This window comes from Clostridium cadaveris, assembly GCF_020911725.1.
In the GTDB taxonomy this organism is placed as follows: domain Bacteria; phylum Bacillota; class Clostridia; order Clostridiales; family Clostridiaceae; genus Clostridium_X; species Clostridium_X cadaveris.
This window is the reverse complement of record NZ_CP076620.1, coordinates 642,091-655,436: the sequence shown is the minus strand read 5'-3', so window position 1 is coordinate 655,436 and position 13,346 is coordinate 642,091. Positions and strand designations below refer to the sequence as shown.

Annotated in this window: 10 protein-coding genes; all 10 read right to left on the bottom strand. The window is 30.1% G+C overall.

The window, feature by feature from the left end:
- Positions 1-18: 18 nt before the first annotated feature.
- Positions 19-990: an ABC transporter ATP-binding protein gene (locus KQH81_RS02910; protein WP_168972204.1), complete on the bottom strand. Its 972-nt coding sequence runs from the start codon at positions 988-990 to the stop codon at positions 19-21.
- A gap of 83 nt (positions 991-1,073) precedes the next feature.
- Entirely contained in the window at positions 1,074-2,123 is a 1,050-nt protein-coding gene (locus KQH81_RS02905; RefSeq protein WP_178312049.1) for a putative 2-aminoethylphosphonate ABC transporter substrate-binding protein, read from the bottom strand.
- An 11-nt stretch (positions 2,124-2,134) separates the two neighbouring features.
- Positions 2,135-2,827, bottom strand: a complete 693-nt coding sequence (locus tag KQH81_RS02900) for a CTP--phosphocholine cytidylyltransferase (RefSeq protein WP_027637545.1) — start codon at positions 2,825-2,827, stop codon at positions 2,135-2,137.
- Positions 2,828-3,052: 225 nt separating this feature from the next.
- Entirely contained in the window at positions 3,053-4,357 is a 1,305-nt protein-coding gene (aepX, locus tag KQH81_RS02895; RefSeq protein WP_027637546.1) for a phosphoenolpyruvate mutase, read from the bottom strand.
- Positions 4,358-4,371: 14 nt separating this feature from the next.
- Positions 4,372-5,499: a phosphonopyruvate decarboxylase gene (gene aepY, locus KQH81_RS02890; RefSeq protein WP_074844584.1), complete on the bottom strand. Its 1,128-nt coding sequence runs from the start codon at positions 5,497-5,499 to the stop codon at positions 4,372-4,374.
- Between the two features lie 56 nt (positions 5,500-5,555).
- On the bottom strand, positions 5,556-6,686 hold the full coding sequence (locus tag KQH81_RS02885; protein ID WP_027637548.1) for a 2-aminoethylphosphonate aminotransferase: 1,131 nt from the start codon (positions 6,684-6,686) through the stop codon (positions 5,556-5,558).
- A gap of 270 nt (positions 6,687-6,956) precedes the next feature.
- Positions 6,957-7,916, bottom strand: coding sequence for a DMT family transporter (locus KQH81_RS02880; RefSeq protein WP_230028880.1), 960 nt, complete (start codon positions 7,914-7,916; stop codon positions 6,957-6,959).
- A 17-nt stretch (positions 7,917-7,933) separates the two neighbouring features.
- Positions 7,934-9,793, bottom strand: coding sequence for a winged helix-turn-helix transcriptional regulator (locus KQH81_RS02875; protein ID WP_027637550.1), 1,860 nt, complete (start codon positions 9,791-9,793; stop codon positions 7,934-7,936).
- A 178-nt stretch (positions 9,794-9,971) separates the two neighbouring features.
- Positions 9,972-11,819: a winged helix-turn-helix transcriptional regulator gene (locus tag KQH81_RS02870; RefSeq protein ID WP_027637551.1), complete on the bottom strand. Its 1,848-nt coding sequence runs from the start codon at positions 11,817-11,819 to the stop codon at positions 9,972-9,974.
- A gap of 35 nt (positions 11,820-11,854) precedes the next feature.
- Positions 11,855-13,345 carry a flippase gene (locus KQH81_RS02865; RefSeq protein WP_027637552.1) on the bottom strand — a complete coding sequence of 497 codons (1,491 nt, stop codon included), beginning with the start codon at positions 13,343-13,345 and terminating at the stop codon, positions 11,855-11,857.
- Position 13,346: the final 1 nt, after the last annotated feature.

Genomic DNA, 13,346 nt, shown 5'->3' with positions numbered 1-13,346 from the left:
GACTAGTCTCCATTCTTTCTATTCTACTGCTACACTGTCATTTAATTTTAAATATATAGTGTCTCCAACTTTAAAATCTTTTTCTTCCATCTTTACACTAATTATATCAACCATAATATCTTTTATAGCTACTTCTAAATCTACTATTATCCTATAAAAAGCTCCTCTAAACTCAACAGATTTAATTTTCCCTTTTAGATAATCTTCTTGTTCTAAAAGTGAGCATTTAACTTCTTCAGGTCTTATAGCTCTTTTTTCTCCATCAAGTTCGAAAAAATTTACATTACCAACAAAATCAGCAACAAACTTGTTTGCTGGTTTTTTATAAATTTCTTCCGGAGTTCCTATTTGTTCAATTTTAGAATTATTCATAACTATTATTCTATCAGACATTGTTAAAGCTTCTTCTTGGTCATGGGTTACCATTATAGTTGTTATACCAAGTTTACTTTGAATATTTTTTATCTCTCTTCTCAAATGTTCTCTAACCTTTGCGTCTAATGCTGATAATGGTTCATCCAATAATAATACTCTTGGAGATAATGCAATTGATCTAGCTATTGCAATTCTCTGCTGCTGTCCCCCACTTAACTTATTAGGATATTTATCTTTACACTCTAAAAGTCCAACAAGAGAAAGTACATCATTTACCATTTCCTCTATTTTATCTTTAGGCATTTTTTTATTTTTAAGTCCATAAGCTATATTTTCTCCTGCTGTCATATTTGGAAAAAGCACATAACTTTGAAACACTATTCCAAAATTTCTTTTAGCTGGTGGAAGATTTGTTATATCTTCATCCTTTAAATATATTTTTCCTAAAGTTTCATCTTCCAGTCCACTTATTATTCTTAAAAGTGTGGTTTTACCACATCCACTTGGTCCTAAAAAACATACAAATTCGCCCTCATTAATCTCAAAATTTATGTTATTTAATGCATTAAAGCTTCCAAATTTCTTATTAAGATTTTCAACTTTTAAATAGCTCATACTTTTTTACTCCTACCTTAAGTTTATTGTTTCTTTACAAAACTAAAGAGGATTTTCCCCCATCCTCCTTAATTTTATTCATCTTACTTTTTTTCTCCACTAAATCTTTTATTCCACTCTTTTAAAATATCTTTTCTATTACTTGATGACCAATAAAAATCATTTTTGCAAAGTCTTTCTGATAAATCTTCTGGCATACCTTTTAATTGAGATTTTGCTCCTTTTAAGCTTACTAGACTCCTGTTTTTAGCATACATATCCATAGTTTTTTTAGATATTGCCCAATCTACAAATGTTTTTGCTTCATCTTTTACATGAGGTTTGTTTATAAGTGCAACAGCTTCCATTTCCCATGGTAAAATATCTGATGGAAACACAGTCTTTATTTGAGGCGTTTTATTTTCCATTCTCAAACTTTCAAAATCCATTCCAAGACCTATTGCTTGTTCTCCTGTAGCTGTTGATTTTGTTGGAAGGCTTCCTGAGTGAACATAACTTTTCATATTTTTGTTTAGCTCATCCATGAACTTCCATCCATTTTCTTCTCCATCATTTTGAAGCCATCCTGAAACCATAAGAAAACCTGTACCTGATGATCCTGGATCTGGCATAATCATTTCATTCTTATATACTGGATTTAAAAGATCAGTATATGATGTTGGCATTGGCAGTCCATTTTTCTCTAACTCTTCAGTATTAACTGTAATGGCTCCTGTCCATAAACAAATTCCAACCCAGTGTGGCACCTCATTTTTAGAATCATAAAATTTTTCATCTACATTCTCTAATCCTATAGGTGTATATGGATGTAGTGAACCTTCCTCATCTAATATTAAAAGACTGCTGGCAGCTACTCCCCATACTATATCTGCTTTGGGATTATCCTTTTCTGCTAAAAGTCTTGCTGTAACTATTCCTGTAGAATCTCTTATTATATTTACTTTTATATCAGGATAATCTTTTTCAAATTCATTTACGTATTCATTCAAAAATTCATCCTCTATAGCCGTATATATGTTTATTTCCTTCATGGATTTATCTTTACTAAAAACTCTTTTAGGACTAAAAACTGTCATTAATACCAAAATTACAGTTAAAATAATCGCTAAAGTAGATGTACTCCTCGCTTTCACAATCTCACCTCTTAAAAACTTAAAGTAGTTAAACATGCTTCAGCGTTTTCTAGGTCTGATACTGAATCTATTTCAAACCAATCATTTGTTCCAATAATTCTTGCCTCTGCATCCATATCCTCAAGACATAAATTAACAACTTCATCCCAATACATCGTGTCAAAATGTCCTGCATCTATAACCTCTTCAAGTTTTTCTTTTATTAATTTACTGCTGTCCTTTGTCCAGTAAGATAGACCAGCTAAAATATAATCACTTCCTGATTGCAATTCTATGCTATGAAGCTTATTGTTTTCACCGATTCCCAATACCCACTCGTTAACAAAGTTTTCTCTATATCCTCCAAAGTAAGCTGATTTTTTAATCTCTGGGTCAAAATAATTTTTTACCATGTATACGTCTGCTTCTGATACATAAGCATCTTCTAAATATTCTCTAACTAAGTACATAGTATAAACATTGTTATAAACATCATATTTATCATTGTGAATAAGCTTCACTCCGTATTTTTCCTTTAAGTACTCAAACTTTTCTGCCATATATCCTGTAACTATTATTATATCTTCTATTCCTTTTTCTTTTAAAAACCTTAACTGTCTTTCAATCATTGGTTCTCCATTAACCTCAACCAATGACTTTGGTTTATCATCTGTAAGCGGTCTAAGCCTTGTACCCATTCCTGCTGCTAGTATTATAACTCTCATTATATATTCTCCTTTTTTTCTATATTTGAACTACATTTAAACATCTTTTCTAAATTTTAAAATATTGTTCATTTTATGAACAAACTGTAGATTTATTATACCTTATTCCACTTTTTTGTTCAATTAATTTTGATAAAAAAAATAAGAATTAATTATTAACATTCTGAAAAAATTGCCCAAAAAAACCGTCTCACTTTAAATTTTGAGACGGCCTTTTAACTTATATTAGTCTATCAATGTTATTATGTCTTTTATAGACATAAGACTCTCATCAACTTCTTTTGCTCTATGACATTGAAGTATCTTAGTAGCTGTATCCTGCATAGCAGGAAAAGCGCTTCTTGTAAGCTGGTTGGCATAAATTACTATGTTAACTCCATGCTCTACAAACTCTTCTTCTGTCACCATATTAAAGGATGTCGGAACAACAACTATTGGAGTCTCTTTATTAGTTTTTCTGAATGTATCGCAGAATTCAAATATTTCTGCTGGGTCCTTCTTTCTACTGTGAATCATAATCCCATCAGCACCAGCCTCTACATAGGCATATGCTCTATTTAATGCATCATCCATACCTTGTTCAAGAATTAAGCTTTCAATTCTTGCTATTATCATAAATTCAGATGTTCTTAAGGCTTTCTTTCCTTCACTAATCTTATAGCAAAAATTCTCAATAGTATCCTGAGTTTGTTTAACCTCTGTACCAAATAATGAATTCTTCTTTAAACCTGTTTTGTCTTCAATTATAATTGCAGATACACCCATTCTTTCAAGAGTTCTCACATTATATACAAAGTGCTCTACAAGTCCACCTGTATCACCATCTAATATTATAGGTTTTGTAGTAACATCCATAACATCATTCACTGTATCAAGTCTTGAAGACATATCAACAAGCTCTATGTCTGGCTTTCCCTTTGCAGTAGAGTCACAAAGACTTGAAATCCACATAGCATCAAACTGATCTAGTTCACCGTCACGTTCAACAACTGTTTTTTCAGCAATAAGACCAGTTATTCCATTATGGACTTCTATAGCCTTCACTATTGGTCTAAGCTTTAATAATTGACCAAGCCTCTTTCTTCTGTATTCAGGCATAGATAATTTTTCTCTTGTAGTATCATCTATAGCCTTAACATTTTCATTTCTTGTATATGGTACTTCAATTAACTTTCCATCCCATTTTGATAATATTTCTATAACCCCATCTCTTATAATCCTTTGTGGTCCTGACTTCCAATTATCCCCGTGTACTACATAATCAGGTTTAAGATCATCTAATACATCTTTATATGTAGTATTTTTTTGAATAATAACCCTACTTACTCCAGGTATTTTTTCAAACATCTTAATCTTTTCATCTAAAGATATTGTTGAAAATCGGTCAAACTTTACACAAGCCTCATCACTCAATACTCCTACTGTAAGTTCCCCATATTTTTGAGCCTCATTTATTATATTAATATGCCCTTCATGTAAAACATCTGTACTAAAACATGCATATACCTTCTTAACTCTTTCCTTATTCATAGCTCTCTCCTTTTCTACCTTAAATGATATCCCATAAAATTCTCTTTATTTTCTCTTGCTGACTCCTTTGGTCTACCTAAATCAGCTCTAGATTGTAAGCTTACTTTTACTTCAATAAAAGACAATTCTTTTAAAGACTTAGTAATTTTCAATGCATTCTTTAACTCTTCTAAGCTATAAGCTTTAAAGACATTTTTATATCCTGCACTTTTTGCTATATCTGCAATGTCTACCCCAACTGCTCCAGTAGGCATTCCCCCCACAGATTCATGAGCATCATTATTTAGAACTATGTGAATGAAATTGTTTGGATTTTCATGAGCAATGAAAGGTAAAGCTCCCATATGCATAAGTACTGCTCCATCTCCATCTATACAGTATGCTTTTTTGTTTTTATTCTCTTTAGCTAGTCCTAAAGCTATCATTGAAGCATGTCCCATTGATCCAACTGTTAAAAAGTTTTGTTCATGTCCTCCAAGTATAATATCACTTTGTTCATACACTTCCCTTGATATCTTTCCTGTAGTCGAAATTATCATATCATCTTTATCAACTTGACTTAATATCTCTTTTATAGCATCTTCTCTCACTAGTTCATATGAATTTTTATGAGATTCTCCTTTTCTCTTTTCAAAAGTCCCCTTTTTTACGATTATTGCAAACTGCTCATTGTTTTTTAATGCCTCTTCTGCTTTTCTGAATATTTCGCTTAGTTCATCTTCACTAGTATTTCCATCAATTACTTGATTTTTTATATGAAGAACATCAAAGAGCTCCCTAGTTATAGTACCTTGAAATTTATGCTGAGGCTCATCATGAACACCTGGTTCCCCTCTCCAACCTACCAAAAATAATGCTGGAATATCATATACCTTTTCATTCAATAATGATGCTATTGGGTTCACAGCATTTCCAATACCACTATTCTGCATATAAACACAAGCTGGTTTACCACTGCCAAGATATATTCCAGCCGCAAGTCCTACGGCTGCTCCTTCATTTGCTGGAACGTAATGTTTTAAACCATTTGGATTTTCATAATTTATATAGTCACAGAACTCCTTAAGAGTTGAATCTGGAACTCCAACAATTGAATTAATTCCAAGACTTTGAATTTTATTTATTATAGTTTCGACTTTCATTTCTTCACACTTAACCTCTCATTTAACACCAAATATAATCACTGCTATCCTGTTTATTATTTTTTATATCCCACAGGAATCGATATGTTATTTTTTTCTAACGCTTCTCTAAATACTTTAAAGAATTCTTCTATATCGCATACATCAATATCTCCCAAAGAACATAATCTAAATGTATCTGTAGACGCTATCTTCCCAGGATATATTGTGAATCCTCTTTCATAGCAGTAGTCATGTACCCTTTCGAAATCCCAGTTAGGATCATCCGGATATTTTATTGAAACAACAAGCCCTGTCTGCCATTCTCTTTTTATTACATCTTTAAAACCAAGCTCTTCAATTCCTTTGTGAATTGCTTCAAAGACTCTTGTATGTCTATTCCACTTTTCAATTTCTCCCTCTTGGAAGTATTCCTTAATAGCTTCTGCTGTAGCATATACTGTTTGAACCGGAGGAGTGAAATGCATTTGTCCTGTCTTCTCAAAGAATTCATATTGAAGATATAGATTGCAATAATATGAACGTTTTGGATAGTCTTTTGACTTGATTATCATTTCTCTATTTCCTATTACAAAAGAAAGTCCTGTCATGGACATAAGTCCCTTTTGAGCTGACGCCATGCAAAAATCTATATTGTCCCTATCCATATTTATAGGAACCATTGCATAAGTTGAAGTTGTATCTACAACAAATACTCCATTGTATTTGTGAACTATCTCTCCTATCTCCTTTATAGGATTCATTATTCCAGTTCCAGTTTCATTATGAGTTGTATAAACTAAGGCGATATCTGGATTTTCTTTTAATGTATTTTCAATTTTGCAAAGATCTGGTCTTTCATCAAAGTTAAACTTTAAATCTATATGAGCAAGACCGTAATACTCACATATCTCTACAGCTCTTGAGCTATATGCTCCATTATCAACGATAAGGATCTTCTTGTCCTTTGGAAGTAATGAATTTAAACATACATCCATGTTTAATGTACCTGATCCAGTAAACATTACACATGTATACTTCTTCTGATCTCCATGAACTATAGTTACCAAATCCTTGCGCATTTGATTCATTAGTTCTTCAAATTCTTTTTCACGAGGACATATATCTGGCACAACTTGAGCCATCTTTACTCTGTCAGTAGTAGTTGCAGGTCCTGGATTTAATAAAATATTTCTTTTAATATTCATCTTTCCTCGCCCCATTCCTTATAAATTTATCCCGGGAAATAATTTATGTTCAAAAATTGAACATAAATCGTGTTTTCATTATACTCTGAATTTAATCTCAATTCAATTATTTTTGATAAATAATTCAAAAATTTAATATTAACACGTTAATATTATGTTAATATTTGAAATCTAAGTTATTTATAACCACATAAATAAAACATAAAAAGAGAAATGTTTAAGACTATCTGTCTGAACATCTCTCTTTTTATGTTTTAGCTATAATACTACTTATTTAGTAAATCCCAAAAGCTCTTTTGGGTTAATTGCAACCAATATAGAGCCAGTAATTACAATTATACTTCCAAGCAATAACTGTACATTAAACTCCATACCCATAAATAAAACTTGTATAACTATAGCCCACATGGAATAAGTTATATTTAAAGCGGTGCTTCTAGCGGCCCCTATAATATTTATAGCGTTATAATAGAACAAATAAGACATAGTTCCAACTAAAGCTGTGATTCCTATTGTAACTATATTAAAACTCCTTACTGTTTCAATCACTATAGGATATCCCTTTAAAATCGGCATTAATATTATTGCATAAAATACTCCCGAAGTAAGTTGCCTTATATTCAAGGCCTGTTCTGGAGTAACATCATCCTTCATTCCATAAGCACATATAACACTTTCCAATGCCCATCCAACTACTGTAAGCAATGCAAAACCTATTCCCAATAAGAAAGTTGGGCCAGTAGTTGACATCTTACTTGGTGAATATCCTAGTATTATTACTCCTATTATACTAAGAATAATACCACTCCATATTCTAATATTCATAGGTTCTTTTAAAAATATAAAGGCTAGTAATGCTCCAAGAGCTGGATAGAAAGCTGTTATGCTGGCAGCATAAGCAGGACCTATATATTTTATACTAAGCATATAAGCTGTCATCCCCAGTGGTCCTGCCATAAGTGCAGCTATCATTATAAACATCCCACTTTTTGATCTTATAGCTTTAATGACTCCTTTAAATTCTCCTCTTATAGCATTATATATAGATACCCACACGGCTGAAATTGAGTCATGTAAAAACGTACTTACAAAAGGTGCCAAAGCTATAGCCATTTCAGTATCTATAAATGGTGTTTTGGCTAATATTATTCCTATAAGTATTGTATCTATACTCCATGCAATTCCAGATCCTAGGGCTGATATAAATCCCAAATTTGTTCTATCTTTCACCTTTATTCCCCCAATTTTTAATCATAAAGTTCTTCAAACATCTTTATATTTTCCTTCGCTCTGTTGTACCTGTCTAATCCATAGGTTCCAAAATGATCACCTTTAGCCTCTTTTACTACTGTCCAAATAGCCCATAAAAAATCCTGCATAATCTTATGAATCAAAATTCTCTTCTTTGTATCCCCATCCGGATCATTTCCAAGATATAACTTTAATAACAATTCTTCTTCATCATCTGTAAACCTGCACTCTATAGAATACGCTGATAAATCCCACATTGGGTCATTCATACCACTATATTCCCAGTCAATCAAATGCATTTTATCATTGCTATCTTTAATAAAATTCTCTGGAACTGTATCATTATGACATGGTCTGTCCTCTAAATTCATATATTCAAGTGATTTATAAATTTTCATAACATCTTTTTTTACTTTGTCATAATCAGAGAAATTTTCTCCCTCATATTTTTTAATGAGGTCTTCATATGCTTTTATCTTTCCTAAAACATCAAACTTATTATTAAACTTTATGTCAGAATTATGCAGAGTTCTTAAAATATCAGTAACTGCTTTCATATTATTTTCTTTTTTTGCAGCCATAGGAGTTAAAGTTTCTGCATCCTTTATGTATTCTGATATTTTTATTCCCGTAATAGAATCAAAATAGATGATCTTTGCATCAACGCCAATTTTATATCCAAGCTCAGCATTCTCTTTCTCTATATTTCTATCTATCATCTCTTCTGTTCCAGCCCCTGGAACTCTCAAAATATATAGTTTTTCATCTATAGTTACTTTATAATTTTTGTTAGTCATTCCACCACAAGGAATTATCTCAGTAATTAATTCCTCTTTTATCTTTAATGCATCTACGATGTATTTCTTCAGTGAGCTTATTTTAAACTCAAGCTCTTTTCTCTTTAGTGTAGGATACACATAATTTTTTACATTTCTATAATGCATCATATTATCAATTTCAAACCATATAAGATCATCTATCTTTTCATAGCCTATATTATAATACCTTGCAACATCAAAAAGTAGATACTCATAATTAATATATGGATTTTCATTTTCTCCATACTCTTCGAGCATTTTTTCGAAAACCTCATAAGACAATTTACATATCCCAACCATTTCTCCATTTATTTTATTTAAGGCATGTATATCTTTAGAGATTTTATATAAAAATCCATTTTTAATTTCCACAAAATCTTCATCATAAGACCCAGTTTCTGAAGTTATTAAAAGACAGCTACTATTCTTATTTTTTAGCACTGTTGATATAGCTCTATCCTCAAATAACAAATCATTTTCAATTAAAAGAAAATCTTCTTTTATAAAACCCTTAGCCAATGATAATGATGACATACTTCCTGTCCATTTATACTTATCATTAGTTATCAAAGTTATATTGTATTTATTTTTTATTTCCTCATAATATTCTTTTTTATAACCTACTATAACTACTATATCTTGAATTCCATTCTCTTTAAGTGTTTTTATATTTCTGTCTATAAGCGTTAAATCATTTTCTAAATTTAAAAGTCCTACCGGCCTATCGAAGTCCTTGCAGACTCCTGCTGCAAGAATAACAGCTTGTTTTATTTTCGTTTGACCACTATCATTAGAAAAGTTAATTTTTATATTTCTAGATTCTTTTATGCTATTGGCCAAATAATTAATTCCTTTATCAGTAAAACTATATTTAACCTTGTTGTTTTTTCTTATATAATTTAATATTCCTTCATCAATAAGTTCTTTTAATGTTGAATTTACAACTCCCAATGACATATTCAGTTTTTTAGCAATTGCTCTTTGACTCAAAAAATTATTTTCGTTTAATGCTTTTAATATATCTAACTTTTTACTCATATTTCTCCTTACTTATAGCTTTGTTATATATAATAAAACTATAATCTCATCATTTATTGTTTCATTTATTGTTTCATTTTTTGAACACATGTTATATGATAATACTTTTCATTATAATATGTCAATATTTTACCCACAAAAAACACCTTTATGTATAAAAATACATAAAGGTGTCGGTTTACAATCTAGTATATATATAGTTTTTTACATTATTATATCTATCTATGCCAAATGTACCTAAGTCTTCATTCTCCGCTTCCTTAAATCTACCCCATAGACTCCATAAGAAATTTTGTAAAATCTTATATTTAAATATTTTTTCCCTTACTTTCTCATCAATATCTCTTTTAAAATATATTCTTAAAAATAATTCTTCATCATCTTGAGAAAAAGCACATTCAAGGAACAACGATGCAATATCCCAAAGATAATCATTCATAGCAGAGTATTCTAAATCAACTAAGTAGAATTTACCATTTCCACTTTTAATTATATTTTCCGGAATTAAATCATTGTGGCAAGGACATAATTTTATATTATTATCCTTTATTTCATCATATATATTAAAAACTTTTTTCTTAATTTCGTTATATTGATGATAAATATAGGTGCTTGTTTCCTTGATCAATTCCTCATATTTTTCAACACTTTTCTGAAAGTCAAATGTGTTTTCAAAAATAACATTTGATTTATGAAGCCTTTTCAAAATACCAGCTATATCTTTCATGTTCTCTTCTTTTTTTGCAGACGTAGCATTTATAGGCTCAGCTTTGTATATAAACTCACTAAATTTTATTCCTGTCTTTTCATCGAAATAAACATCCTTAGGACTTATGCCTAATTCATAAAGCTTCTTTGAATTATATTTTTCAACACTTCTATTTACAGACCTATCCGCGGCCTCCCCAGGTATTCTTAGGCTATACGCATCATTTTTTAATAAAACTTTGAAACTATTATTATTTACTCCACTTAAATGACTTATATTTAATATTTCTGATTTATCAACTTTCAATAATTTGCAAATCAACGATTCTAAATACCCAAATTTCACCTCAAGTTCTTTTCTCTTTATCATTGGATAAATATAATTTATAACTTTATCATAGTGATCTTTATTATCTACTTCCGCCCATATTAAATCATTTATTTTTATGTATCCTACATCATAATATCTGCAAACATCTAAAAGTGTATATTCATAATTTATATATGGATTTTTATTTTTGCTATATTCATCTAGCATCTTCCTAAAAACATCTAAAGATATTTTTGTTAATCCTATAAATTCTCCGTCAATTTTATTTAATGCATGTATATCCTTAGAAATTTTAAACAAGAATTCATTTCGAAGTTCTACAAAGCTTTCATCATTAGATCCACTTTCTGTAGTAATAACTACACAGTCACGTCTCGGATTGGTTATCAATCTTTTTAATGCTCTTTCCTCAAATATAAGATCATTTTCAACAACTATAAAATCTCCTTTAATGGTCTTCTCCGCTAAAGCTAAGGATGCCATAGTTCCAGTCCATTTATATTTAGGATTATTTATAATTGTAACATTATTAGTTTCTTTTAAATGCTCATATTTTTCACTTTCGTACCCTGTTATTACAGTTATATTATTTATTCCATTATTCTTAAGAGCATCTATTATACGATTTATAATGCTAATATCTTTTTCCAGCTCTAAAATCCCAACTGGATTCAGAATTTCTTTTCTTTTACCGGCTGCAAGAATAACTGCCTGTTTCACTTCTGTAGGAGTATCATCTAATATTTTAATCCTTGTATCATCATTTTTTTTAAGATTTTGCTCCAATAAAAATAATGCCTTTTCAGTTATTATATAACTATATTTTTTATTCTTTGCCTGGTTATACTCCAGGTACCCTTCATTTTCTAAGCTTTTTAATATGCTATTTACTTTGCCAACCGAAATTCCTGCTCTTTTTGAAATTTCTCGTTGACTAAGATTACTATCTCTATTTAAAATTTCTAGGACTTCAATATTTTTGTTCATTAATCCCAGCTCCCATAATTTCAGATACTTAAATTTTACTTTTTATCTCTATGCAATTTATGCTTTACTTTTCCTAATATCATATCTAGTAGTTGGACCAATGCTTCATCTTTACACACTAATAAAACTACAAAGTAGAATATCACACAAGTCATAACAATAACAGCAACTATAATAATAAATTTAAGATTTATTATATATTCTAATCCCATTACCTTAGAAATTCCAAAGCCTATAGGATAAAACATCACAGCAGTTAAAAAGTATCTTAGAGTACTCTTATTTAAAACATGAATGGTAGGATCAATTTTTCTTACACACGAAACCATCATGGAAATTAAAACAACTTCAGACATAAAAGTAGTAATTACTAATAGCTCAGGTCTCACTACTTTAAAGACTACTAGCAATGAATTAAGGACTAGATTTATTCCTCCACCTATAAAGTACATTTTTGTTAATAGACTTTCTTTTCCATGAATGAAAATAACTTGATTAGCTAGGGTTAAATCACATAAGCCTAATAAATATCTAAAAGCAAATAACGCCATTGTCATTCCTGCTCCTACATATTGTTCTCCTCCATATAAAAGCATAATAGGTTTAGCAAGAACACTAAGTCCTATACACATAGGTATACCTACCATAAAAAATATTCTCGATGAAGAATACAATAGATTCTTATATTCCTTATCATTTTTTTGACCTATATATAGTGAAAGCCTAGGTATAGTAACAATTATTACTGCATTTATAACACTACCTATAAGTCCTGTTATAGATTGAGAAAATGTGTAATAAGTTACGTATACCTTATCTGAAAATATACTTAAAAATAACTTATCTAGATACGTATAGAACATGTTTGCATTTGCTAAAAGAAGCATTACAAACAAAGGTCTTATTAATACTTTTAACTGCGCCTTATCTATTTTGTGAAAGGATATCTTTTTCTTTATATATACGTAGCTTGCTAAATTGTTTATTAGTAGTATTAAAGAATTTATTAATGCATATTTTAATATATCATCTGGTTTCTTTATAAATATAAGTATGCTTGCTACGTTAACTAAACGAACTGCCATAGTTTTAAAAAGTATAAAACCATAGCTTTCAAAAGCCTCATTCATCCATTCAACCATGAAAATATTAGCAACAATTTGTATTGACAATATGGTATAAAGCCATGTATTAGCTTTATCTGGTATTAAAAATACATATATAAAATATATGATTAAAACAGCTACCGTGCTTATAAGTCCCATTGAAAAAAGACTTGTAAACATAGCTTCTGTTTTCTTCTTATCATGTTTTATTTGACTTATAACACGAATTCCATAGTTGTATATTCCAAAAGATGCAAATGGAATAAACCAAGATACTATAGCGAACGCCGCATTAAATTCTCCATATAGATTTTTATCTAAAGTTCTTGCCAAATAAGGTCCTGTTATAAAAGGCAAAACCACATTCAAAATATTTAATGCTAATTTTGCAAGGGCATTCTTTTTAATTGATTTTGACAAT